The 24,524-nt window shown below is 72.4% G+C and carries 23 protein-coding genes; 17 read left to right on the top strand and 6 right to left on the bottom strand.

The window, feature by feature from the left end; all coding sequences use genetic code 11:
* Nucleotides 1-275: 275 nt before the first annotated feature.
* Nucleotides 276-494, top strand: a complete 219-nt coding sequence (locus tag LADH09A_RS21865; RefSeq protein WP_088946586.1) for a hypothetical protein — start codon at nt 276-278, stop codon at nt 492-494.
* Nucleotides 495-690: 196 nt separating this feature from the next.
* Entirely contained in the window at nt 691-1,791 is a 1,101-nt protein-coding gene (locus LADH09A_RS21860) for a D-alanine--D-alanine ligase family protein (RefSeq protein WP_238647334.1), read from the top strand.
* A gap of 165 nt (nt 1,792-1,956) precedes the next feature.
* Here LADH09A_RS21860 and LADH09A_RS21855 read toward each other — a convergent pair whose 3' ends face one another.
* Both LADH09A_RS21855 and LADH09A_RS21850 read right to left on the bottom strand, forming a co-directional pair.
* Nucleotides 1,957-2,637: a DUF3515 family protein gene (locus tag LADH09A_RS21855; RefSeq protein WP_238647333.1), complete on the bottom strand. Its 681-nt coding sequence runs from the start codon at nt 2,635-2,637 to the stop codon at nt 1,957-1,959.
* 9 nt (nt 2,638-2,646) lie between these two features.
* Complete coding sequence (locus LADH09A_RS21850; protein ID WP_030487446.1) at nt 2,647-2,880, bottom strand: Lrp/AsnC ligand binding domain-containing protein; 234 nt, start codon at nt 2,878-2,880, stop codon at nt 2,647-2,649.
* A gap of 153 nt (nt 2,881-3,033) precedes the next feature.
* Between LADH09A_RS21850 and LADH09A_RS21845 the strand changes: the two genes are divergently transcribed.
* Both LADH09A_RS21845 and LADH09A_RS21840 read left to right on the top strand, forming a co-directional pair.
* A complete protein-coding gene (locus LADH09A_RS21845; RefSeq protein WP_372492327.1) occupies nt 3,034-3,966 on the top strand; it encodes a thiamine-phosphate kinase in 933 nt (310 codons plus the stop codon).
* Nucleotides 3,967-3,995: 29 nt separating this feature from the next.
* Nucleotides 3,996-4,457: a GNAT family N-acetyltransferase gene (locus tag LADH09A_RS21840; RefSeq protein WP_238647331.1), complete on the top strand. Its 462-nt coding sequence runs from the start codon at nt 3,996-3,998 to the stop codon at nt 4,455-4,457.
* Nucleotides 4,458-4,633: 176 nt separating this feature from the next.
* Here the strand turns inward: LADH09A_RS21840 and rpmB are convergent, their stop codons facing one another.
* Nucleotides 4,634-4,825 carry a 50S ribosomal protein L28 gene (gene rpmB, locus LADH09A_RS21835; protein ID WP_007456456.1) on the bottom strand — a complete coding sequence of 64 codons (192 nt, stop codon included), beginning with the start codon at nt 4,823-4,825 and terminating at the stop codon, nt 4,634-4,636.
* Nucleotides 4,826-5,112: 287 nt separating this feature from the next.
* On the opposite strand from rpmB, the gene LADH09A_RS21830 reads away from it, so the two are divergent.
* Both LADH09A_RS21830 and recG read left to right on the top strand, forming a co-directional pair.
* Entirely contained in the window at nt 5,113-6,726 is a 1,614-nt protein-coding gene (locus LADH09A_RS21830) for a DAK2 domain-containing protein (protein WP_238647330.1), read from the top strand.
* Complete coding sequence (recG, locus tag LADH09A_RS21825; protein ID WP_238647329.1) at nt 6,723-8,921, top strand: ATP-dependent DNA helicase RecG; 2,199 nt, start codon at nt 6,723-6,725, stop codon at nt 8,919-8,921. The genes LADH09A_RS21830 and recG overlap by 4 nt, the downstream gene beginning before the upstream one ends.
* Before the next feature lie 132 nt (nt 8,922-9,053).
* Here the strand turns inward: recG and LADH09A_RS21820 are convergent, their stop codons facing one another.
* Complete coding sequence (locus LADH09A_RS21820) at nt 9,054-10,562, bottom strand: cell wall anchor protein (RefSeq protein WP_238647328.1); 1,509 nt, start codon at nt 10,560-10,562, stop codon at nt 9,054-9,056.
* Nucleotides 10,563-10,867: 305 nt separating this feature from the next.
* On the opposite strand from LADH09A_RS21820, the gene rsmD reads away from it, so the two are divergent.
* The 9 genes from rsmD (at nt 10,868) to LADH09A_RS21775 (ending at nt 18,797) form a co-directional block, all read left to right on the top strand.
* Nucleotides 10,868-11,431 carry a 16S rRNA (guanine(966)-N(2))-methyltransferase RsmD gene (gene rsmD / locus LADH09A_RS21815; RefSeq protein WP_238647327.1) on the top strand — a complete coding sequence of 188 codons (564 nt, stop codon included), beginning with the start codon at nt 10,868-10,870 and terminating at the stop codon, nt 11,429-11,431.
* Complete coding sequence (gene coaD, locus LADH09A_RS21810; protein ID WP_110562457.1) at nt 11,428-11,910, top strand: pantetheine-phosphate adenylyltransferase; 483 nt, start codon at nt 11,428-11,430, stop codon at nt 11,908-11,910. The genes rsmD and coaD overlap by 4 nt, the downstream gene beginning before the upstream one ends.
* 226 nt (nt 11,911-12,136) lie before the next feature.
* Nucleotides 12,137-12,634, top strand: coding sequence for an SPFH domain-containing protein (locus LADH09A_RS21805; RefSeq protein ID WP_238647326.1), 498 nt, complete (start codon nt 12,137-12,139; stop codon nt 12,632-12,634).
* A 110-nt stretch (nt 12,635-12,744) separates the two neighbouring features.
* Complete coding sequence (locus LADH09A_RS21800) at nt 12,745-13,308, top strand: YceD family protein (protein WP_088946597.1); 564 nt, start codon at nt 12,745-12,747, stop codon at nt 13,306-13,308.
* A gap of 5 nt (nt 13,309-13,313) precedes the next feature.
* A complete protein-coding gene (gene rpmF, locus LADH09A_RS21795; RefSeq protein ID WP_030335284.1) occupies nt 13,314-13,487 on the top strand; it encodes a 50S ribosomal protein L32 in 174 nt (57 codons plus the stop codon).
* Nucleotides 13,488-13,598: 111 nt separating this feature from the next.
* A complete protein-coding gene (locus LADH09A_RS21790; protein WP_238647325.1) occupies nt 13,599-14,585 on the top strand; it encodes a phosphate acyltransferase PlsX in 987 nt (328 codons plus the stop codon).
* Nucleotides 14,582-15,505: a ribonuclease III gene (gene rnc, locus LADH09A_RS21785; RefSeq protein WP_238647324.1), complete on the top strand. Its 924-nt coding sequence runs from the start codon at nt 14,582-14,584 to the stop codon at nt 15,503-15,505. Before LADH09A_RS21790 ends, rnc begins: the two co-directional genes overlap by 4 nt.
* On the top strand, nt 15,498-16,355 hold the full coding sequence (gene mutM, locus LADH09A_RS21780; protein ID WP_238647323.1) for a bifunctional DNA-formamidopyrimidine glycosylase/DNA-(apurinic or apyrimidinic site) lyase: 858 nt from the start codon (nt 15,498-15,500) through the stop codon (nt 16,353-16,355). The genes rnc and mutM overlap by 8 nt, the downstream gene beginning before the upstream one ends.
* 222 nt (nt 16,356-16,577) lie before the next feature.
* The gene (locus LADH09A_RS21775; RefSeq protein WP_238647322.1) at nt 16,578-18,797 is read left to right on the top strand and encodes an MMPL family transporter; all 2,220 of its coding nucleotides are present in this window, start codon (nt 16,578-16,580) and stop codon (nt 18,795-18,797) included.
* 140 nt (nt 18,798-18,937) lie between these two features.
* Here LADH09A_RS21775 and LADH09A_RS21770 read toward each other — a convergent pair whose 3' ends face one another.
* Together LADH09A_RS21770 and LADH09A_RS21765 are read right to left on the bottom strand one after the other, a co-directional pair.
* Nucleotides 18,938-19,786 carry an endo alpha-1,4 polygalactosaminidase gene (locus tag LADH09A_RS21770; protein WP_238647321.1) on the bottom strand — a complete coding sequence of 283 codons (849 nt, stop codon included), beginning with the start codon at nt 19,784-19,786 and terminating at the stop codon, nt 18,938-18,940.
* Nucleotides 19,787-19,903: 117 nt separating this feature from the next.
* Nucleotides 19,904-21,085, bottom strand: coding sequence for a CAP domain-containing protein (locus tag LADH09A_RS21765; protein ID WP_372492325.1), 1,182 nt, complete (start codon nt 21,083-21,085; stop codon nt 19,904-19,906).
* A gap of 373 nt (nt 21,086-21,458) precedes the next feature.
* On the opposite strand from LADH09A_RS21765, the gene LADH09A_RS21760 reads away from it, so the two are divergent.
* Nucleotides 21,459-21,653: a hypothetical protein gene (locus tag LADH09A_RS21760; RefSeq protein WP_007456482.1), complete on the top strand. Its 195-nt coding sequence runs from the start codon at nt 21,459-21,461 to the stop codon at nt 21,651-21,653.
* Nucleotides 21,654-22,013: 360 nt separating this feature from the next.
* Nucleotides 22,014-24,524 (top strand): chromosome segregation protein SMC (gene smc / locus LADH09A_RS21755; RefSeq protein WP_238647320.1); only part of this gene is annotated, 2,511 nt, incomplete at its 3' end.

Raw genomic sequence — 24,524 nt, 5'->3', positions numbered from 1 at the left:
TCGATGGTCGCACACATTTGCGGGAACGTCTGCATGAGAGAACGTCGATGAGAGTTGCATTCACGGCTGTACACGTGTCAATCTGTTATCGCGTCCTCACCGCCGGTTGTCGTGGCGACGGTGGTGGTGAGCGACCGGAGGGGATGGGGCGCGCGGCGATCGGGTTTCTCCCCCGTACCCGATCGTCGCGTGCCGCCCCGCCATCCCGGCCCGCCGGAAGGAGACGACGTGCGAACCTGTCCGGAGCCCCCCGCCGTGCACCCGGACGGCCTTCGATGACCCGCTTCCTCGTGGTGCTCACCGACGTGCGCCCGGTCGAGGGCATCGACCGCAACGAGCGGGTCGCGCCCGAGCGGCGCCGACAGGTGGTCGGTGCCAGCAGTCGGGAGGCCGCCGACCGGATCGCCGGAGCGTTCATGGCGCTGGGCATGGTGCGGGCCGGCCGACAACGGGTCAAGGTGATCGCGGTCGGTCGCCGGCACTCCCGGGACTGAGCAGGCCCAGGTCACCGGCCTGCGACACCACGACCATCCCCGTCACGCACCGTACATGCTCTGTTGACCGATTGCCGTGTCGTGCCGTGGCTCGCCGGGTATCGCCTCGCCCTGTCGCCACGCACAGTAAGGTCAACCGGGTGAGCGCCACCGGCGAGCACGACCAGCCGCAGTCGCGTACGAAGAGGTGACCGGAGTGACCACCCCAGGCAAGACCCGCGTGGCGATCGTGTTCGGCGGCCGCAGCCCGGAGCACGGCATCTCCTGCGTCAGCGCTGGCAGCGTGTTCGGCGCGCTCGACCCGGACGAGTTCGAGGTGGTGCCCGTCGGCATCACCCGGGCCGGCCAGTGGGTGCTGACCAGTGGAGACCCCGCCCAGCTCGCGATCAATGCCCGTCAGCTGCCGGAGATCACCGCCGACTCCGGTGACGACATCGTGCTGCGCGCCGACCCCACCGGCAACGGGCTGATGGTGCTCGACCCGACCGAGGGCCCCCGGGTGTTGGCCGACGTCGACGTGGTCTTCCCGGTGCTGCACGGCACGTACGGCGAGGACGGCACCATCCAGGGAATGCTCGAGATGGCCGGCATCCCCTACGTCGGCGCGAACGTGTTCGCGTCCGCGGCGGCGATGGACAAGGAGTTCACCAAGAAGCTCTGTGCCGTCGAGGGCATCCCGGTCGGCTCCTACGCCGTGCTGCGCAACGGCATGACGCTCAGCGAGCAGGACAAGGAGCGGCTCGGTCTGCCGGTCTTCGTCAAGCCGTCCCGGGCCGGGTCTTCGTTCGGCATCACCCGGGTCACCGACTGGGCGCAGCTCGACGCCGCGGTCGCCACCGCCCGGCAGTTCGACCCGAAGGTCATCATCGAGGCGGCGATCATCGGCCGTGAGGTCGAGTGCGGTGTGCTGGAGGGCGAGGCCGGCGGCGCACCCGAGGCGTCCGTGCTGGCCGAGGTGCGGGTCGTCGCCGACCACGACTTCTACGACTTCGAGGCGAAGTACCTCGACGACTCCTGCGAGTACGACATTCCGGCCGGCCTGCCGGAGAAGGTGACCCGCCAGGTGCAGGAGTACGCCGTCCGCGCGTTCACCGCGCTGGACTGCGCGGGCCTGGCCCGGGCCGACTTCTTCGTCACCCCCGAGCTGGACGTCTACCTCAACGAGATCAACACGATGCCCGGGTTCACCCCGACGTCGATGTTCCCCCGGATGTGGGCGGCCTCCGGCCTGGAGTATCCGAAGCTGGTCAACCGCCTGATCCGCACCGCCCAGCGGCGCGGCGTCGGCCTGCACTGAGCGACCCGGTCCGCCAGCAAGGGGGGCGCTGAGCGACCCGGCCCGCACGGCGGGCGCTGAGCGACCCGGTCCGCCCGCACGGCGGGCGCTGAGCGACCCGGCCCGCACGGCGGGCACTGAGCGGCCTGAACCCGCCCGACCTACGTCAGGCGGCGCGGGGTCGGGTCAGCGCTGGCAGCCGGACGGGATGGCGCCGCCGGAGGGCACGGTCGCCACGATCGTGCTGGAGATCGTCGGCACCCACTGCAACGGCTGCTCGTAGGAGCGCGGGACACGCACCGTGACCAGCGTCTCCCGGTCGACCGTGCTGAGCACCGCCGCGTCGGCCTGCTCGGCCAGGTGCCAGCAGACCCGGTTCACCGTCCAGACCTCGTCGGTGCTGGGGAATTCCGGCTCGGTGCCGCCGCAGGCCACGGTGAGCGCGGGGTCGCCGTACGCCGCGTTCTGCTCCGGACCGGCGGTGACCGGCCGCTGGGTCAGGTCGCGGATGCTCGCCGGCAGTTGGGAGAGCAGAGCCCGGCAGACCGTGGCCGGGCGGGCGGCCAGCGCCGGGGCGGCCATCTCCACCGGGGCGGTGGACTGCACCCGGGGAGTCGTCGCGGACGGGGTCGGCGCGGCCGCCGGCGCGTCCGGGCTGAGCTTGTTGAAGGCCAGCAGGGCCACCAGCAACGTGATCGGTAGTGCGATCACCGTGGCCAGCAGCGCGGCACCGCGAATGGTCCGGTCCCGACCGGCCGGCGCGGCGGCGGCGGTATCGGCCGGGTCGCGGTTACCGTCAGCCGGCTCCCGCGTCCCGTCGGCCGGGTCGCGCGTCTCGTCGTCGTCAAGAGCAGAGGAAGCCGTCATCTCGTCCACTTACAGCCGCACCACTGAACACGTGAGGGTGCGGGTGATGCCAGGCACCATCTGCACCTTGCTGACGATGAGCTTGCCGAGCTCGTCGACGGTGTTCGCCTCGGTGAGGACGACCACGTCGTACGGCCCGGTGACGGCGTCGACGCGCACCACGCCGGGGATGTCCGCGATGAGACCCGCCACGTCACGTGCGCGGCCGACCTCGGTCTGGATGAGGATGTACGCCTGTACCACGACTCGACCTCCGTCCGTCGCCGCCCGGGAGCGGCCCGAAGGGTGAAACTACCTTACGGACCAGGTCTGATCCCTATCGGTCGTCAAGGAGCAGCGGTGAGCGAGCACGGCGGAGCCGGGCAGCACGGGCGGAACGCCGGCGGTGGCGCCCGTGTGTCCGGGATCGGGGAGTTCGGGCTGATCGGGAAGATCACTGCCCGACTCTCGTTCGGACCCACGACCCTGCTCGGGCCCGGCGACGACGCGGCGGTGGTGGCCGCCCCGGACGGCCGGGTGGCGGCCTCCACCGACGTGCTGGTCGACGGTCGGCACTTCCGGCGGGACTGGTCCTCGGCCCGCGACGTCGGGCACCGGGCGGCGGCGGCCAACCTGGCCGACATCGCGGCGATGGGCGCCACACCGACCGCCCTGCTGGTCGCGCTCTGTATGCCGGCGGACCTGGAGACCGGCTGGGCGGAGGAGCTGGCCGACGGGCTCGCCGCCGAGGCGGCGACGGTCGGCGCCAGCGTCGTCGGCGGGGACATGTCGGCAAGCCCCACCCTGACCGTGGCGGTCACCGCGCTGGGCGACCTGGAGGGTCGTCCGCCCGTGCTGCGCTCCGGTGCCCGTCCCGGTGACGTGCTCGCCCTGGCCGGACGCAGCGGGTACGCGGCGGCCGGGCTGACCGTGCTCACCCGAGGCTTCCGCACTCCCCGGCTGCTGGTCGAGGCGTACCGGCGGCCGCAGGTGCCCTACCAGGCCGGCCCGCAGGCCGCCCGGCTCGGCGCCACCTCGATGATCGACGTGTCGGACGGGTTGCTCGCCGACCTCGGACACGTGTCGACGGCCAGCGGGGTGGCCATCGACGTGCGGCGGGACGCGTTCGAGGTGCCCCGGCAGATGGCCGACGCGGCGCAGGCGCTCGGCGTCGACCCGTACACCTGGATCCTGGCGGGTGGCGACGACCACGCGCTGGCCGCGACCTTTCCGCCGGCGGTGGCGCTGCCGCCGGACTGGCGGCAGGTGGGCGTGGTCACACACGGTGCCGGGGTGACGGTCGACGGCGCGCCCCACGGCGGCCCGACCGGCTGGGACCATTTCCGGTGAGGCCCGGGGTTCGCCGTATCCTGGACACCGTGAGTGAGATCGAGATCCGGGCGGTGCGGTTCGACGCACCGGTGGCACAGCAGTTGATCCAAGCCGCACTGGCCGACCTCGGTGCCCGCTACGGCGGCACCGGCGACGACACCCCGGTGGACGCGACCGAGTTCGAGTCGCCAGATGGCGCGTTCCTGGTCGCCTACCTGGCCGGCGAGCCGGTCGGGTGCGGTGGCTGGCGCAGCCACGGCGCGGACACCGCGGAGCTGAAGCGGATGTACACGGCCCCGGCGGCGCGTGGGCGGGGCGTGGCCCGCACGGTGTTGGCGGCCGTCGAGCGCTCGGCCCGGGAGCAGGGCCGCAAGCGGGTGGTCCTGGAGTGCGGGGACAAGCAGCCCGAGGCGATCGCGATGTACAGCTCCGCCGGTTACGAGCGGATCCCGAACTTCGGCTTCTACAAGGACGCGGAGGGCTGCGTCTCCTTCGGCCGCACCCTCTGACGCCAGGGCGGTGATCGACTCGGGTTCCTTGAACTCGGGCTGTCCTCGACGCCGGACACCCCGACGTCCGGGAAACCGAGTCGATCAAGCGACGCAGTGGGGACCGGGCACGGCAGAGAGCCGGCGGACCTCAGGGGCCGCCGGCTCTGCCGTACGAGAAGGTGGGTGCTACCGCGTCAGGCGCGGGTGACCTTGCCGGCCTTGATGCACGAGGTGCAGACCTGCAACTTCTTGGTGTTGCCGCCACCGGCCGGGGTACGCACCGACTGGATGTTCGGGTTCCAGCGGCGGTTGGTCCGCCGGTGCGAGTGGGACACGTTGTGGCCGAAGCCCGGTCCCTTGCCACAGACGTCGCACACGCTAGCCACGGGATACTCCTGGGATTGATACGTTCATGGGGTCGCCGGCAGGTGCTGCCCGGGCAACCTGGTCAGGTTACCCGATGACTCGCCGACCCGGCCAACCGGCCCGGTCCGGCGTTCGCCCGTGCCCTGGCTCACGCCTGGTCGTGGGCCCGTCCGCCCGAGGGTGGGCCGGCCCGGCGGCCAGGCTACCGGAGCAGTCCGCCCGTGCTGCGGTCACCGCCGCAGCGGTGCGTGGAGGACACGCGGGACGAGTCCGACGCGTGTCGGTGCGCGCCAGTAGGCTTCTGGCCGTGCTGGACACCCTCGACGCCGCCGCGGTCCGCCGCTGGTGTGCGAGCGGGTTGGCCGCGCTCAAGCGCCACCAGGGCGAGATCGACGAGCTCAACGTCTACCCGGTGCCCGACGGCGACACGGGCACCAACCTGGTGCTCACCCTCACCTCGGCCCAGCAGGCCCTCGCCATGAACCTGGACACCCTCCCCGACAGCGGGCCGACCGCGCACGGGCACGCGCTGCGGCTGATGGCGCAGGGCGCGCTGCTCGGCGCGCGGGGCAACTCCGGGGTGATCCTGTCCCAGATCCTGCGGGGGTTCGCCGACGAGGTCGCCGGGGTGCCGGCGGTGCGTGGTCGGGAGTTGGCCGCCGCGCTGCGCTCCGGCGCCGCCGCCGCGTACACCGCGGTTGCCCGGCCGGTCGAGGGCACCCTGCTCACGGTGGTCGCGGCGGCAGCCACGGGCGCCGAAGGGGCGGACAGCGACGACCTGCCGGCGGTGGTCCGCGCCGCGGCCCGGGCCGCCGCCGAGGCGCTCGCCCACACCCCGGAGCAACTGCCGGCGCTGGCCCGCGCGGGCGTGGTCGACGCGGGTGGCCGCGGGCTCTGCGTGCTGCTCGACGCCCTGGTCGCGGTGCTCACCGGGGAGAGCGCGGCTCAGCCCGCGCCGACGCCGCGCTCCGCCCGTCCGGCGGCCACCGTCGCCCGGGAGACCGGTTCCGAGGAGTACGCGTACGAGGTGCAGTTCCTGCTCGACGCCCGGGAGGAGGCGGTCGCCGGGTTACGGCGGGCGCTGGACGCACTCGGGGATTCGCTGGTCGTGGTCGGCGACGGGCGTGAGCCGGAGGGCACCTGGAACGTGCACGTGCACGTCAACGACGTGGGCGCCGCGGTCGAGGCGGGGGTCGCCGCCGGTCGCCCGTACCGGATCTCGGTGACCCGCTTCGCCGATCAGCCGGAGCCGCCCCCCGAGCCGGTGGCGGCCGGCCGGGCCGCGGTGGTGGTCGCCACCGGCGGTGGCATCGCCGCGCTGTTCGCCGCCGAGGGCGCCACCGTGGTGCCGGGCAACCCGTCCACGGGTGAGCTGCTGGACGCCGTACGCAGCACCGGTGCGGCCCGGGTGGTGGTGCTGCCCAACGACGCCAACACCGAGGCGGTGGCGAGCGCGGCGGCCCGCGAGGCCCACCGGCACGGCATCAAGGTCAGCGTGGTGCCGACCCGCTCGCCCGTGCAGGCGCTGGCCGCCCTCGCGGTCCGCGACAGTGACCGCCGCTTCGAGGACGACGTGATCGCGATGGCCGAGGCGGCCGGCGCCTGCCGCTACGCCGAGGTCTGCCACGCCAGCCGGGAGGCGCTGACCGTCGCCGGCCCGTGCCGTCCCGGCGACGTGCTGGCGCTGGTCGAGGGGGAGGTGCACCTCATCGGCACCGACCTCACCGACACCTGCGCCGCCGTGGTCGACCGGATGCTCGGCGGCGGTGGCGAGATGGTCACCCTGCTGGCCGGGGTGGACGCCCCGGCCGGGCTCACCGATGCCGTCCGCGCGCACGTCGCGAGACGCTGGCCGTTCGTCGAGGTGCACGCGTACCCGGGGGGCCAGCCGTTTTATCCGCTCCTGGTAGGGATCGAATGAGCGAACCAGCCACGGTGGACACTCCGCTGAAGAAGCTGGTCGGGGACAAGACGGCCAAAGCGCTGGCCACGCACCTCGATCTGCACACCGCGGGTGACCTGGTCTACCACTTCCCACGTCGCTACGACGAGCGCGGCGAGCACACCGACATCCGTTCCCTGGACGTCGGCGAGCAGGTCACCGTGCTGGCCCAGGTGCAGCGCACCGCGGTGCGTCCGATGCGGCAGCGGCGGGGCAACCTGCTGGAGGTGACCGTCGGCGACGGCTCCGGCGGGGTGTTGACACTGACCTTCTTCGGCAACCAGGCGTGGCGCGAACGGGAGCTGCGCCCCGGCCGGTGGGGGCTGTTCGCCGGCAAGGTCACCGAGTTCCGGGGCAAACGGCAGCTCAACGGCCCGGAGTACGTCCTGCTCGGCGAGGGTGGCGACGGCGAGGCGGCGGTCAGCGACGAGATCGAGGAGTTCGCGGGCGCGCTGATCCCGGTCTACCCGGCCGCCGCGGCCGTGCCGACCTGGGTGATCGCGCGCTGCGTGCGGGTCGTCCTGGACACGTTCACCCCGCCGGACGATCCGCTGCCGAGCGCCGTGCGCGCCAGCCGCAAGCTGGTCGGGTTGGGCAGCGCGTTGACCGAGATCCACCGGCCGTCCAGCAAGGAGGAGCTGCACCGGGCGCGGCGGCGGCTCAAGTGGGACGAGGCGTTCGCCGTCCAGTTGACCCTGGTGCAGCGCAAGCACCGGGCGGCCGACTGGCCGGCACGACCCCGCCCGGCACGGCCGGGTGGGCTGTTGGAGGCCTTCGACGCCCGACTGCCGTACGAGCTGACCGAGGGTCAGCGTGACGTCGGTGTGGAGATCGCCGCGGATCTGGCCGTGGCCCACCCGATGCACCGGTTGTTGCAGGGCGAGGTCGGCTCGGGCAAGACCGTGGTGGCGCTGCGGGCGATGCTCCAGGTGGTCGACGCGGGCGGTCAGGCGGCGCTGCTGGCGCCGACCGAGGTGCTGGCCGCCCAGCACCACCGCGGCATGCTCGACCTGCTCGGGCCACTCGGCCGGGCCGGCGAGCTGGGTTCCGCCGAGCACGCCACCCGGGTCGAGCTGGTCACCGGTTCGCTGGGCGCCGCGGCCCGGCGGCGGGCGCTCGGTGAGGTCGCCAGTGGTGCCGCCGGCATCGTGCTCGGCACCCATGCCCTGCTCTACGAGGGGGTCGACTTCGCCGATCTCGGCCTGGTGGTCGTGGACGAGCAGCACCGCTTCGGTGTGGAGCAACGCGACGCGCTGCGCTCCAAGGCCGACCAGCCGCCGCACGTGCTGGTGATGACGGCCACGCCGATCCCGCGCACGGTGGCGATGACCGTCTACGGCGACCTGGAGGTCTCCACCCTCTCCCAGTTGCCCCGGGGGCGGTCGCCGATCGCCTCGCACGTGGTTCCCGCCGCCGAGAAACCGGCCTACCTGGACCGGGCCTGGCGTCGCCTGCGCGAGGAGGTGGCGGCCGGCCACCAGGCGTACGTGGTGTGCCCGCGGATCGGTGACGGCCCGGCGTCGGAGGAGGAGCCGCCGCCGGTGGACGACAACGGTCGCCGGCCGCCGCTGGCGGTCACCGAGGTGGCCCCGCTGCTGGCCGAGGGCCCGTTGCACGGGCTGCGGATCGGGGTGCTGCACGGCCGCCTGCCGGCCGACGAGAAGGACGCGGTGATGCGCTCCTTCGCCGCCGGTGACCTGGACGTGCTGGTGGCGACCACCGTGATCGAGGTCGGTGTGGACGTGCCGAACGCCACCGTGATGATCGTGCTCGACGCCGACCGCTTCGGTGTCTCCCAGTTGCACCAGCTCCGTGGCCGGGTCGGTCGGGGCGCGGCGGCCGGGCTCTGTCTGCTGGTCAGCGAGGCGGCCGAGGGGTCGTCGGCGCGTGAGCGGCTGGACGCGGTGGCGTCCACGAGCGACGGCTTCAAGCTCGCCGAGCTGGATCTGGAGCAGCGCCGCGAGGGTGACGTGCTGGGCGCCACCCAGTCCGGGCACCGTTCACACCTGCGGCTGCTGTCTCTGAAACGAGACACCGAGCTGATCCGCGACGCCCGTGCCGAGGCCATCACCCTGGTCGAGGACGACCCGGAGCTGACCCGCAATCCCGCGCTGGCCGCCTCGGTGGCCGCGCTGGTGGACGAGGACCGCGCGGAGTACCTGGAGAAGGGCTGACGTCATCGCCCGGTCCGTGGTCCCCTCCGGTACCACCGATCTTGAGTCGACCTGACGACTCAGCCAGCCGAAACGGACCGAGGGCGCGTCGACCGGGTGGTCGACGCGCCCTCGGGTTCAGCGCAGGTCAGGTCAGGCGGTGAAGGTCACCCGACGCCGACGGGCGATGACGAAGAGAACCGCACCCGCGATGAGCAGCGCGATCGCGCCAGCGGCGATGCCGCCGGCAGCCGCACCGGTGACCGGAAGGCCCGGCTCCTCGCCGCCGGCGCCGCCGCCACCGCAGTCGCCCTCCGGCGTGTAGACGGCTTCCATCTCCAGGTCCAGCTCGGGCAGCGCGACGAGCGCCGTCTCGTCCTTACCGGCCTTGAAGCTCACCGTCTCCGACGCGCCGGCCGCGACCGTACGGGTCTCGGTCTTGCCGCCGTAGGTGAAGGCCGCCTTGACCGGGAGCCCACCCTCGGGGTTGGTCACGGTGAGGGCGAAGTCCTTGCAGTCGGCCTTGGTGGTGACGGCCGGCAGCGGGCAGTCCTCGGGGCGCTGCCACGAGTAGGTGCCCTTCTCGATGACCTTGCCGTCGACCAGCACCTCGATCTTGCCGGCGTCGGCGGCGGGCACCACGATGCTGTTGTCGGCCTTGCCGGCCGGGACGGAAACCTTCTTGGAGAAGCCGTTCTCGCCCTTGACCTCGAACTCGACGGCGTACTTGCTGATCTTGCCGTCGTTGCTCAGCGAGACAGCGACCGATCCGTCGCACTTGGACGCGAAGGTCGTGGCCGGGGTGACGCAGCTCTTGTCGCCGCCGTTGTACCAGCCCTGCGGGCCCTTGGACCGGTTACCCGGAGCGCCCGTCGAGCCCAGCTTCTTGTTGTCGTAGCGCTTGCCGCCGTCGACCAGCTCGCCGATGACCTCGTCCTTGCCGCCCCAGATCAGGTCGACCTGGGTGTGGCAGTCCGGGATCTCGACGTTCAGCTTGATCTCGGTCTGGGTGCCACCGATCCAGTTGCTGTCCGGCGTGCCGTAGACGTACTGCGGGGTGGCGAACTGCGGCCGGGGCGCGAAGTACGACACCAGCGTGAACCACTGCTTGCCCTCGCCGCAGAGCGGCAGGTCACCGTCGAGCTTGACGGTCGCGGTGCCCTTCGGGCCGTCGAAGGTGTGGCTGTACTTGGCCTTGTCGACGTCGACGCACTTCGGAGTCGGCGTGCAGGAGTTGTCGGCGGCGAGCTTGATGCTGCCGTTGTTGGTGGCCTCCTGGTCGTTCTTCTTCCACTTGCCGAACACCGTGAGCTTGGCCTCGGCGGTGTTACCGGGCACGCGCTGGACGGCCGTGACGGTGCCGGCCTTGGGGATGACGGTGCCCTCCAGTGGGGCTGCCTTGGCGCCCTTCACGGGGACGGTGACCTCGGTCGAAGGCTCCGCGGTCACCTTCTTCAGCGTCACGGCCTTGTCGCGCTCGCTGTTCTCCACCTTCCACGTGATCACGCGCTCGCCAGAGAGCCGGTCACAGTCGGCGGTGGCGGTGATGGTGGTGTGGTGCGCGCTGGCCGGAGCGGCCACCGCGACTGCCCCGGTGAGGCCGATGAGGGCGGCTCCCAGGATGGCCAGCGGTCGCTGTAGCGACAGCTTGGGACGGATCACGGGTACTCCTGGAGTGCTGAAGCGTCAGGGGTGTGGCACGGGAGAGACAGTGGACGGTCACTGCACGTCCGATCGGAGAGGCGCCCTCCCGCACCGCGGGCCGGTGGGTTGCCGCCGGCACCCGGCAGACCCTAGCGAGATCGCCGCTCGTGATACAGCGCTCAGGATTTGCTAAGACGGATGTTATGAAGTTGAGATCATTGATATACGAGAAGTGATCACGTGATCTTCGTGGCGGTACCGACCGTGTCGGCGGCCAGGTCCGACGAGTCGCGTAGCGTCGCGGGCATGAGCAGGAGGAGACCGTGACCCGGATCGTGGCCGGGACGCTCGGCGGGCGGCGGATCGCCGCGCCCCCCGGCGCCGGCACCCGGCCCACCTCCGACCGGGTCCGGGAGGCGTTGTTCAGCGCCGTCGAGGCCGAGGTCGACCTCGACGGCACCCGCTTCGCCGACCTGTACGCCGGCTCCGGCGCGGTCGGGTTGGAGGCGCTCTCCCGCGGGGCCGCGCACGTGCTGCTGGTCGAGTCGGACGCGCGGGCGGCCCGGGTGATCCGGGAGAACGTGGCGGCCCTGCGTGCCGGCCCGGCCGCCCGCCTGGTCACCGGCAAGGTGGCGACGGTTCTGGCCGCCGGCCCGGACGGTGGGCCGTACGACGTGGTCTTCGCCGACCCTCCGTACGCGGTGCCGGACGCGGAGATCACCGCCCTGCTGACCGCGCTGGTCGACGGCGGCTGGCTGGCGCCGGACGCGCTGGTGGTGGTGGAGCGGTCCAGCCGCACCAGGCAGTTCGACTGGGTGGAGGGGATCACCCCCGACCGCAGTCGCCGTTACGGCGAGACCACACTTTGGTACGGTCGCCGATCATGAGACGTGCGGTGTGCCCCGGTTCGTTCGACCCGGTCACCAACGGACACCTCGACATCATCGGGCGGGCCAGTCGGCTCTTCGACGAGGTGATCGTCGGTGTGCTGGTTAACCAGTCGAAGAGTGGCCTGTTCACCGTCGAGGAGCGCATCGACATGCTCCGCGAGGTGACCTCGTCGTACGGCAACGTGCGGGTCGAGTCGTTCCGAGGGCTGCTGGTGGACTTCTGCCGGGCTCAGCAGGCGAGTGTGCTGATCAAGGGCCTGCGGGCGGTCAGCGACTTCGACTACGAGTTGCAGATGGCCCAGATGAACATTGGGCTGGCCGGCGTCGAGACGCTCTTCATGCCGACCAACCCGCTCTACTCGTTCCTCTCGTCGAGCCTGGTCAAGGACGTGGCCAAGTGGGGTGGCGACATCTCCGCGCACGTCCCCGACCCGGTCCGGGAGGCCCTTCAGGCCCGGCTCGGCCCGCGCCCCTGACCCGCCTCACCCGGCGGTCCTGCCGCCTCGGTCGCCGCGACGCCCTTTTTGCGGAAATTTGACGTAAGAGTCCGGGCAAGGTGGGCGCGGTGTGACGATGTCGCGACGCGCCGGGTTGGGGTGGATGGGGCCGCTGTGGGGCCGGCACGACATGATTGGTGGCGCGGGGAACGGCCGTAGCCCGCATCATGGAGGTCGGCCGAAGAACGACAGGAGTGAGGTACCGGTGGACCCGCTCGATCGCATCGACGAACTGATCGCCATGGTGGAGCAGGCCCGCTCCGTCCCGATGTCGCGTAACAACTGCATGGTCGACCGGGGCGAGATGATCGCCGCACTCGACGAGATGCGCGCCGACCTCCCCGCCGACCTGCGTCGCGCCGCCGCTCTCCTGGAGGAGCGCGACAAGATCATGGAGGCCGGCAAGCGCGAGGCGGACCGGATCATCAGCGAGGGTGAGGCAGAACACGCCCGCCTGGTCTCGGTGAACGAGATCACCGTGTCGGCCGAGCACGAGGGCGCCCGGATCATCGCCGAGGCCCGGGCCGAGGCGCAGCGCCTGCGTGAGGAGGTCGACGACTACGTCGACACCGCGCTGGCCAACTTCGAACAGTTCCTCACCCGGGCGCTGGCCTCGATAGAGCGCGGCCGGGACAAGATGCACGCACTTCGGGAGATCGGCACCTTCGCTGGGGAAGAGGCGGAACGCCCGCTACCCTTCTGAGCGGCACCTCACCAGCCGACATTCTCAGGCGGGCGTCGCCCCCGGTTCGACGGTCCGGCGGTCGTCCAGGTAACCTTTTTTGTCGGCCTCTCACCGGCCGGAGTCTGACTATGCCCAAGCACTCGCCATCGACACTCAACCCCAGGTCGCCGTTGGTCCTCGACACGAGGGACCTGCCGCGCCGCCCTGGCGCGTTGCGTGAAGTCCGGCGGGTCGTGCCGGCACCGGCGGACCTCGGTGTGGAGTTGATCGGCGTGCCGGAGGGCGCGGACCTCGACCTCGATCTGAGGTTGCAGTCGGTGTCCGAGGGCGTGCTCGTCTCCGGGACCATCACCGGTCCCGTTCAGGGCGAGTGCGGCCGTTGCCTGCGCGAGATCAACGACTCGATGGGCGTGACGATCCAGGAGCTGTACGCGTACGAGGACAGCACCACGGACGCCACGACCGACGAGGACGAGGTGGGCCGGATGCAGGGCGATCTGATCGACCTGGAGCCGGCGCTGCGGGACGCGTTGGTGCTCACGCTGCCGACCAACCCGCTCTGCCGGGAGGACTGCCCAGGACTGTGCCCTGAATGCGGGGCGCACTGGGACGATCTGCCGGCCGACCACAGTCACCAGCAGATCGACCCGCGTTGGGCGGGCCTGTCGCAAATGACCGTTACAGAGGAGTAAGAACCGTGGCCGTCCCGAAGCGCAAGATGTCGCGCAGCAACACCCGGTCCCGCCGGGCGAACTGGAAGGCGACCGTGGTCGCGACCGTTGCGTGCCCGCAGTGCAAGTCCCCGAAGCTGCCGCACGCCGCCTGCTCCGTCTGCGGCACCTACAACGGCCGCCAGGTTCTCGAGGTCTGACCTGGACGCCGAGTGACGCCCCCGACCCCAGGTCGGGCGGCGCGCGCATCCTGGCATTCGCCCGGTGCCCCGGCTCCCTCCGACGCCCGGCCCACTCCGGCCGGCGTTCCCGTGGAGCCGGGCACCGCGCGGATCGCCGTTGACCTCCTCGGCGGGGACGACGCTCCCGCCGTCGTGGTTGACGGCGCTCTGCGGGCCATGCGCGCCGACCCTGACCTGCACCTGCTCCTCGTCGGCCCGACCGAGGTCGCCGACGAGATGATTGCTGCCCTCGATCCGGCCCAACGTGCCCGGATCACGGTGCGGCCCGTTCGTGATGTCGTCGGCATGGCCGACCATCCCAGTGCCGCCCGCGCGGAGAGCACCGTCCGGGCCGCGGTCACCGCTGTGCGCGACGGCACCGCCGACGCCCTGGTGTCCGCCGGTGCCACCGGTGCCACCGTCACCGCGGCCGTCCTCGGCCTGGGCCGTTGGCCGGAGATCCGTCAACCCGCCCTGGCCGCCACCCTGCCCGCCGTGGCCGGGCCGGTCGTCCTGCTCGACGTCGGCGGCTCCCTCGAACCCCGCCCGGCCACTCTCGCCCGCCACGCCGTGCTCGGCGCCGCGTACGCCGCGGTGGCGCACTCCATCGCCGCGCCGCGGGTCGGCCTGCTCTCGGTCGGCACCGAGGCCGGCAAGGGCGACCGGGTCCGCCGGGCCACCGACCCGTTGCTCGCCGTCGAGCCGCTCCCCGGCGGGGCGCGCTACGTCGGCCTGGTCGAGGGGTACGACGTGGCCCTCGGCGCGCGCGCCGATGTGGTCGTCACCGACGGCTTCACCGGTAACGTGCTGCTCAAGGCCATCGAGGGCGCCTACGCCATGGCTGGCGGCCCTCCTACCGGGGGTGGCGCGCCCCGCGCGGCCGCCCTGTTGGGCGTTGCGGGGACGGTGGTCGTCTGCCACGGTTCCGCCCGCGCCGACGACATCGCCTCCGGCATAGCTCTCGCCGCTCACCTGTGGCGACGGCGCGCCACCGATCTGGTCTCCGCGTTGCTCGACGGCGACGCCGCGACGGACCGCACCGACCGTTCCACCGACACCGAGGTACGCACATCATGAGCAACGACAAGCGGCGGCGGGCATCCGTCGGTCACCTGGAAGCCGCCTTCGGCGTGAGCCTGGAACCCGAGCTGCTGCAACGTGCGCTGACCCACCGCTCGTACGCGTACGAGAACGGCGGGCTGCCCACCAACGAGCGGCTGGAGTTCCTCGGCGACTCGGTGCTCGGCGTGGTGATCACCACGGCGCTCTTCCACAACCACCCGGACCTGCCCGAGGGACAGTTGGCCAAGCTGCGCGCCAGCGTGGTCAACATGAGGGCGCTCGCCGACGTGGCCCGTGGTCTGGGCCCGGACGGTCTCGGCGCGTACCTGCTGCTCGGCAAGGGCGAGGAGACCACCGGCGGGCGGGACAAGGCGAGCATCCTCGCCGACACGCTGGAGGCGCTGCTCGGCGCGATCTACCTCCAGTACGGGTTGGACACCACGGGGATCGTGATCCACCGTCTCTTCGACCCGCTGATGGCGGAGTCGGCCGGCCGGGGCGCCGCCCTGGACTGGAAGACCAGCCTCCAGGAGCTGACGGCGGCGCTCGGCCTCGGCGTCCCGGAGTACCGGATCGAGGGCACCGGCCCGGACCACCTGAAGACGTTCACCGCCTGGGTGGTGGTGGCCGGCAACCGGTACGGCGGCGCCGAGGGGCGCAGCAAGAAGGAAGCCGAGCAGCGGGCCGCCGAGGCAGCCTGGCGGACGCTCGCCGAGCAGAACGGCCAGAACGGCGACGACGGCCAGGACGGGCGGGCCGGCGACGGGCGTCAGGACCAGCCGGTGGACCGGGGCGGCTCGGCCGACTCCGACGAGCCGTTCGGGCCGCTGGAGCGCGCCGAGCGGGCAGCCCAGGCCGAGCAGTCCGACCACCTGGCGCAGGCACTGCCGGCCGGGGGTGCCGACGGCCACGAGACGGGGTCGCGGGGTGCCTGAGCTGCCCGAGGTGGAAACCGTCCGGCAGGGGCTGGCCCAGTGGGTCGTCGGCCGCCGGATCGCGGCGGTCGAGGTCCGTCACCCGCGTGCGGTCCGCCGGCACATCCCGGGTGACGTGCACTTCGCCGACGTGCTCGCCGGCCGCACGGTGCTGGACGCCCGCCGTCGCGGTAAGTACCTGTGGCTGCCACTGGACAGCGGCGACGCCGTCGTCGGGCACCTCGGGATGTCCGGTCAGATGCTGCTCCAGCCACCCGGCACCACCGACGAGACGCACCTGCGGGTCCGGTTCCGGTTTGCCGACGACGGGCCGGAGCTGCGCTTCGTCGACCAGCGCACGTTCGGCGGGCTCTCGGTGAGCGAGGGCGGCGCCGATCTGCCCGACGAGATCGCGCACATCGCCCGCGACCCGATGGACCCGGAGTTCTCCGACGCGGAGTTCGTCGCCTCGCTACGCCGCCGGCACACCGAGGTGAAGCGGGCCCTGCTCGACCAGACCCTGATCTCCGGGGTGGGCAACATCTACGCCGACGAGGCGCTCTGGCGCGCCGGGCTGCACGGCGGCCGACCCACCGACGCGCTGACCGGCCCCGCCGCGCAACGCCTGCTCGGCCACGTCCGGGACGTGCTCGGCGAGGCGATCAGGCAGGGCGGCACCAGCTTCGACGCCCTCTACGTCAACGTCAACGGGGAGAGCGGCTACTTCGACCGGGAGCTGAACGCCTACGGCCGCGAGGGAGAGCCGTGCCGGCGGTGCGGTGCGCCGATCCGACGCGAGGCGTTCATGAACCGGTCCTCGTACAGCTGCCCGCACTGCCAGCCACGGCCCCGGGGTTCCCTTCGGGGATGACCCGGAGCCGACTCCGGGGTGGTGCCGGCGGGTCGCGGCGGGCCGCTCCGGGCTCGACCCTGGCGTACCTGCCGATCGCGGTCTGACGCCCGCCGAACCGACCCCCGCGCACGTTGCGGTGATTCCGGGGTGGGCCGGGGCCGATCCCCGATGTGACCGCCTCGTCACGCACCTAACGTCAGCACCGATCACTGGGGGGCTGACGTGACAGGGGGAGTCGGGATGAGGAAAAGACCGGTGACGGTGCGGCTGGCGCGGTGGAGCGCCGAGCACCCGTGGCGGGCGCTCGCGATGTGGGCGGTGTTCGTGGCGGTGTGCTTCGTCGGCGGCAGCGCCGCCGGTCTCAACGAGGCCACCAGCGGCGACCAGGCCATCGGCGAGGCGGGGCGGGCCGGCCTGATCGTGGACGCCGCCGACTTCGACGACCCGGCCGTGGACAACGTCCTCATCACCTCCCGGGGCGGTGCGCTGGACGAGGCGGCGGCCCGGAAGGCGGCCGACGACGCGGCGGCCCAGCTGCGTACGGTCGTCGGGGTCGCCTCGGTGGGCCAGCCCGTCACCGCCCGGGACGGCTCGGCGCTGCTGCTGCCGATCACCATGTCCGGTGACCCGGAGACGGCCTCGGAACGGGTGCAGCCGTTGCGCGATGCCACCGCCGCCGTGCAGGCCGATCACCCGCAGTTGCGCGTCGAGCAGGTCGGCGGACCGTCGATCGGCCAGGCCCTCGACGACACCCTGGGCAAGGACTTCAAGCGTGCCGAGCTGCTCAGCCTGCCGGTCACCCTGGCCATCCTGATCATCGCGTTCGGCGCGCTGATCGCGGCCAGCGTGCCGGTGCTGCTGGCACTCTCCTCGGTCGCCGCCGCGATGGGTCTGTCCACCCTCGCCTCACACCTGGTGCCGGCCACCGACACCACCGCCCCGGTGATCCTGCTGATCGGCATGGCGGTCGGGGTCGACTACTCGCTGTTCTACATCCGCCGGGAGCGGGAGGAACGCGCCAGGGGCCGATCCGGCCTCGACGCCGTGGAGATCGCCGCGGAAACCTCCGGACACGCCGTGGTGGTCTCCGGCTTCGCGGTGATCATCTCGATGGCCGGGCTGCTGCTCGCCGGGGACGTGGTCTTCTCGTCCCTCGCGGTCGGCTCGATCCTCGTGGTCGCCGTCGCGGTGACCGGTTCGCTGACCGTGCTGCCCGCCCTGCTGGCCAAGCTCGGCCGCTGGGTCGACCGGCCACGCGTGCCGCTGCTCTGGCGGCTGACCGCGCCGCGCACCGGCCGGCACGGCGAGCCCCGCAAGCCCCGGCTCTGGCCGGCGGTGCTCCGGCCCGCGCTCCGCGCTCCGGTGGTGACGCTGGTCATCTCGGTCGGGTTGCTGCTCGCGCTGGCCGCGCCGGCGCTCGGCATGAAGCTGAAGTTCCCCGGCATGGAGGACCTGCCCCGCACCACTCCGGCCATGCAGGCGTACGACCGGCTCACCGCCGCCTTCCCGAGCACCGGCACCAACCACGTGGTGGCGGTGCGGGCGCCGGCCGAGCAGGCCGACCGGGTTCGTGCCGCCCTCACCGAGCTGTCCACCCGTGCCGCTGGCGATCCGTTGTTCGCTCCGGCCGAGGCGGACGGTCCGAAGATCGAGGTGTCGGCCGACCGGCGGGTGTCGGTGCTGGACGTGGCCACCCCGTACGCCAGTCGTGACGACCGGTCGGTGCAGTCGCTGGAGAAGCTGCGCGCGGACCTGGTCCCGGCGGAGCTGCGGGGTATCCCCGACATCGAGTACGCGGTCGGCGGCAGCGTGGCCGACAGCGAGGACTACGCGGCTCATGTCCGGGACAAGTTGCCGCTGGTCATGGGCTTCGTGCTGGTGCTGACCTTCCTGGTGATGGTATTCACCTTCCGGTCGGTGGTGGTCGCGGCGAGTTCGATCGCGCTGAACCTGCTCTCCGCCGGTGCCGCGTACGGGCTGCTGGTGCTGATCTTCCAGGGCGAGTGGGCCGAGGGGTTGCTCGGTTTCACCTCGATGGGCGCCATCGTGTCCTGGCTGCCGCTGTTCCTCTTCGTGGTGCTCTTCGGCCTCTCGATGGACTACCACGTCTTCGTGGTCAGTCGGATCCGCGAGGGGATCCGGGCCGGGATGCCCAACCGTGACGCGGTGTCCTACGGGATCACCTCGTCGGCCGGGGTGGTGACCAGCGCGGCGATCGTGATGGTCGGGGTTTTCTCGATCTTCGCCACGCTGAGCACGATCGACATGAAGCAGCTCGGCATCGGCCTCGCGGCGGCGATCCTGCTGGACGCCACGATCATCCGGGGCGTGGTGTTGCCGGCGCTGATGACCATGCTGGGCGACGCCAACTGGTGGGCCCCGCGCTTCCTGCGCGCTCGGCCGGCACCCGCGCCGGCCGACCCGCCGGCCCCGACCCCGGAACTGGTGCCGGTGCCCTGACCCCACCCGGAGTCCGCTGACGCCGTCTCCGCCGCTGCTCGCCGCTGGCCGTCCCTGCCCCCCGCTTGATCAACTCGGTTTCATTGAAGTCGCGGTATCCCGGGCCACCTGAGGCCGCGACATCATGGAACCCGAGTCGATCAAGCGGGGGGCGGCGAGCAGGTTTCCCGCCACGCGTCCAGCGGGCGGTCCTTCCTGATCGACGCGAAGCCGTAGCCGACGGTGGTGACGCAGAACTCGTCGGTCGAGCTGACGTACTCCACGTGGAAGACCGGTTTGCCCGCGTCGACGAACGGCAGCAGCTTGGCGCACTGGCCCAGCCGCACACACTCCTCGTTGACGACGAAGTCGAAGTCCGGGGCCAGCGCGGCGAGCTGGGGCACGTCGTTGACCAGCCCGGGGGAGAGGCTCAGCGAGCGGGCCAGCTCGGCCAGCCGGCGGTTGAACAGCAGTTGGTCGTCGAAGTCGAGCGGGAAGCCGGTACGGGACGCGTACCCGTCGGCGTCGGCGAACGCCACCGCGCCGAAGCCCTTGCCCCGGCAGAGCCGGAAACGATCGGCCAGCACCGGTTCGAGCGCGTCCCAGCTCCGCACGTCCAGCCACCGGCTGTCCGGCCGACGCCCGTTCGAGCCCTGGACGATGTCCGGGAACCGGCTGGCGTCCGGGTCGGTGGAGCGGACCGACCCGACGTGCACCTGGCAGATCAACCGGCGGTCCCGGGAGCGCAGGTCGGCGGTCTGGCCGGTGGTGGTGACCACCGGGTCGAGCAGGAAGACGTCCGCCTCCACCGTCGGGTCGAGCGGGCCGCTGAGCTGCCACTGCCACTGCCAGGCGCGGGCCGACGCGGCCGGCCACGCGGTAGGCGCGCCGGGCGGGGTCAGCGCGGCTCGGCACCCGTACGCCGACGAGACCAGGAGAAGCGCGACGCCGGCCGACAGGAAGCGGCGCAGTGGGCGTACGGCGACGCGTCGCCGCGGCCGGATCCACATCGGCAGCTCCCGGGTCCCGGACGGCCCGTCGCCGCCCGCACCGGTACGCCGCCCCGCACGCTCGGCCCGACGTACCTCACCGGGTCAAACGAGCGCGGGGGCGCCAACGACGCGCGGTCAGCGTGGCGCGGCGAAGACCTGCGTCCAGTACGGCCCGTTGCTGTTGGCGATGCCGACGCCGATCTCGGTGAACGCGCAGTTCAGGATGTTGGCCCGGTGGCCGGAGCTGTTCATCCAGGCGTCCATCACCGCGGCCGGGGTCTTCTGGTTCCAGGCCACGTTCTCGCCGTACGTGCGCCAGGTGTAGCCGACCCGGTCCAGCCGGGTGCCGGCGTTGCTGCCGTCGCTGCCGGTGTGCGACATGTTCTGGTGGTCGGCCTGGTCCTGACTGTGCTTCTGCGCGGCGGTCATCAGTTTGTCGTCGATGCTCAGCGCCTTGCAGCCGGCCTTGGCCCGCTCGGCGTTGACCAGGTCGACCACCTCGCTGGCCTGGGCGCTGACGGAGCCGCTGGAGCCGTTGGAGCCGCTGTTCGTGTTCGGTGCGGCGCTGCGCTCGACGCCGCGGCGCGACGCGGCGGTGGTCCGGGACGCCGCCGGGGTCGGCTTGACGACCTTGCTCGGCGAAGGGCTCGGCTGCGCCGGGCTGGGCGTGGCGGACGGGGAGGGTGCGGCCAGGGTGTCGATGGCCGGCGGCTCGGCCGGTGCCTCCGTCGTGGCGAAGGTGTCGTCGACGGCGGTCGTCTGACCGCCCCCGTCGTCACCGCCGGGCAGCGCGAGCGCGCCGACGCCGAAGCTCACCACGAGGGTGGCTGCCGCGGCGGCGCCCCCGATCATCAGTGGCTTGCGCCACCGGCGGGGGGAGCGGTGCCGGCCTTCGCCGGGCCGGCCGGACACGCCGCCGGTCGTCTCCGGGTCGGCGTCGGCGCGCCAGCCGCCGGTGGTCTCCGCGTCGGTGTCCGGGTGCCAGCCGCCAGTGGGAACCTCGACCGGGCGGCTGTCGGCCCAGGCGGCGCTGCCGCGATCGGGGCGGTGGGCCGGCCAGGTCGCGGTGTGGGCGTCGGTCGAGTCGGCGGGCGTCGCCGGCTCCGACTGCCAGCCGGGGGTCGGCTGCTCCGACTGCCAGCCGGTGGTGGGCTGCTCCGACTGCCACCCGTCGCCGGGTTGGTCGGCGTCGTCGTCGCCGAAGAGGTAGGCCGAGCGCGGCTCCGGGCGGTCGTGCAGCCAGGCCGGCTCGTCGGTCGGCCGCTCGGCGCGCCGGGGTGCGCCGTTCGGGTCCATCGGGTCGGTCCAGCCGTACACGCCTATGCCTCCAGGGGTCGGTTGCGGGCCGGGGTGACGCTACGGCGCGCCCTCGACCTGCGGCAACGTGGCTAAGGAAGAGTTAAGGGGAAGTCGGACGCCAGGGGGCGGACTTCCGGGAATCCGGGCGTACAGTAAAGGAGTCCGGACAGAGCGTGTCCGTGCCGTGAAGGCAGCCCCCCGACAAGTGGACAGGTCGACGTAGAGATGATCTACGGCCTGCGAGAACTTGACGAAGGAGGGGGTTTCGGCTCAATATATAGGTGTCGCCAGTCGCGCCCGGTCATGCCCAGATACAGCCTGGAATGACAGCCGCGTACTTAATGGGCGCGCGTTGGCCGGCCTTTCCGGCAGCGCATATCAAGGAGTCAGCATGGCGAAGGCCCTCTACGGCCACGTAGGTGCAGCGCCCGACCGGCGTCTGCTCGACGAGGTCACCCGACTGCGTGCCAGGGTTCAGGCACTGGAGTTCGAGATCACGCGTCTGCGTGCCGACAATGATCGGCTCGCGGCGGCTGCGGCGGAGGCGGACGATCTGCTCCGTCTGGCCGAGCCGGCGCTGACCTGATCTTCACGTCGACAAAACTGAATCGCACTATCGCAAAAAAGCGCGCCGACACGTTCTGTGCCGGCGCGCAACACTGTCCGGTTCCTTTCCGGCCGACGATTTTATGATCTTGTGGTCGGTCGCGCGGGAACCGTCCCGGCCGCCCCCGAATAGCGCGCCGACGGATAAGCCGATCATGAACCGCTCTCGCCATTATCGGAGCCGTCAGAACAACAGCGCGCTGTGCCCCGCGCCCCTCGACGCACACGACCCGGGGCGGGTCGCGTGCTCCTCCGCTCCCACCGCCGGGTTAGTCTGCGAGTTCACCCAGGTCCCCAGAGCCGGCGACGGTACGGCGGCCACCGGACGAGGATCGAGAAGGTGTATCTCAAGAGCCTGACGGTGAAGGGCTTCAAGTCCTTCGCCTCCGCCACGACGTTGAAGCTGGAGCCCGGGATCACCTGTGTGGTGGGCCCGAACGGCTCCGGCAAGTCCAACGTCGTCGACGCCATCGCCTGGGTCCTGGGCGAGCAGGGCGCCAAGGCCCTGCGCGGCGGCAAGATGGAGGACGTCATCTTCGCCGGCACCGCCGGCCGGGCGCCACTGGGCCGCGCCGAGGTCACCCTCACCATCGACAACACCGACGGCGCGCTGCCGATCGAGTACACCGAGGTCTCCATCACCCGCCGGATGTTCCGCTCCGGCGAGAGCGAGTACGAGATCAACGGCAACACCTGCCGGTTGCTCGACATCCAGGAGCTGCTGTCCGACTCCGGCATCGGCCGGGAGATGCACATCATCGTCGGGCAGGGCCGACTCGACGGCATGCTGCACGCCAAGCCGGAGGACCGCCGGGCGTTCATCGAGGAGGCGGCCGGCGTCCTCAAGCACCGCAAGCGCAAGGAAAAGGCGCTGCGCAAGCTCGACGCGATGCAGACCAACCTCAACCGCCTGACCGACCTCACCGCCGAGCTGCGCCGTCAGCTCAAGCCCCTGGGCCGGCAGGCCGAGGTGGCCCGCCGTGCGGCCGCCATCCAGGCCAACCTGCGCGACGCCCGGCTGCGCCTGCTCGCCGACGACCTGGCCACCCTGCGCACCACCCTGGACCGGGAGATCGCCGACGAGACCGCGTTGCGCGAGCGGCGTGAGCAGATCGAGGGCGAACACGTCGAGGTGCAGGGCCGGCTCGGCGAGCTGGAGGCCGCCCTCGCGGAGGACGCGCCGCTGCTGGCCGCCGCCCAGGACACCTGGTACAAGCTGTCCGCCCTCCAGGAGCGCTTCCGCTCGATCGAGCAGTTGGCCCGGGAGCGGCTGCGGCACCTCAGCGCCAGCGGCGACGACGAGCGGCCCGGCCGCGACCCGGACCAGCTGGAGGCCGAGGCGGAACGCGTCCGCGAGCAGGAGGAGGAGCTGCGCGCGGCGCTCACCGACGACCAGATCCGGCTGGCCGAGGCGGTCGAGCACCGCCAGGAGCTGGAACGGCAGCTCGCCGCCGCCGAACGGGAGCTGGTCGCCGCCGCCAAGGCCATCGCCGACCGCCGGGAGGGGATGGCCCGGCTCACCGGCCAGGTCAACTCGGCCCGCGCCCGGACGACGAGCGCCGGTGAGGAGATCGAACGACTCGCCGTCGCGCACGCCGACGCGCTGGGCCGCGCCGAGCAGGCGCAGGCCGACCTGGACGCGGTTGCCGCCCAGTCCACCGAGGCCGACCGGGACAACGCGGACCTGGACGCCCGGCACGCCGAGGCGGTCGCCGTGCAGGAGCGGGCGCAGGCCACCGTGCGCTCGCTGTCCGACGCCGAGCGGGCCTCGGAGAAGGACGCCGCCACCTGGAAGGCCCGGGAGGAGGCGCTGGCGCTCGGGCTGCGACGCAAGGACGGCGCGGGAGCGCTGCTCGCCCGCGCCGGTGACGTGCCCGGCCTGCTCGGCAGCCTCGCCGGGCTGCTCACCGTCGCGCCCGGCCACGAGGCCGCGCTGGCCGCCGCGCTCGGCGGTCTCGCCGACGCGGTCGCCGTCAGCGGGGTGGACGAGGCCGTCGAGGCGATGCGGCTGCTGAAGATCTCCGACGCCGGCCGGGCCGGCCTGCTCGTCGGCAGCCCGGCGGGGCCCGGCATGACCGGGTCCGCCGACGCGCTGCGCCCGAAGCTGCCCGACGACGCCCGGTGGGCCCTCGACCTGGTGGAGTGCAGCGCCGAGCTGCGTCCGGCCGTACACCGGGCACTGCGCGACGTGGCGCTCGTAGACGACCTCGCCGCCGCCGCCGACCTGGTCGCCAGCAACCCCGAGCTGCGGGCGGTCACCCCCGACGGTGACGTGGTCGGGGCGTACGCGGCGGCCGGCGGGTCGGCCAAGGCGCCCAGCTACATCGAGGTGCAGGCTGCCGTCGAGGAGGCCCGCGCCAACCGGCTCACCGCCGAGCGCGCGGGCGTGGAGCTGCGCGACCAGCTCGTCGAGGCGCGCGCCGAGGTGGCCGCCGCCAAGGAGGCCGTGCAGCACGCCGCCGCCGAGAAGCGTGAGGCGGAGAGCCACCGCAACGCCGCCGCGCGCCGGCTGGCCGAGCTGGGCGCGGCGGCCCGCTCGGCGAAGGCGGAGACCGACCGGCTCGGTGAGTCCCGCTCCCGCGCCGAGGCGGCGCGACAGCGGGATCTCACCGCGCTCGCCGAGCTGGAGGAACGGCTGCGGCTGGCCGAGGAGACCCCGGTCGACGCCGAGCCGTCCAGCGAGGAACGGGACCAACTCGCCGCGATGGTGCCGCAGGCCCGGCAGAACGAGATGGAGGTCCGGCTCGCCGTGCGTACCGCCGAGGAGCGGGTCTCCTCGATCGCCGGTCGGGCCGACTCGCTGGCCCGGCAGGCCACCGCCGAGCGGGCCGCCCGGGAGCGCGCCGCGGCG

Source organism: Micromonospora cabrerizensis, assembly GCF_022230955.1.
GTDB classification, from domain to species: Bacteria; Actinomycetota; Actinomycetes; order Mycobacteriales; family Micromonosporaceae; genus Micromonospora; species Micromonospora cabrerizensis.
The sequence above is the reverse complement of the archived record's forward strand: the minus strand, read 5'-3'. Positions and strand labels throughout refer to the sequence as shown.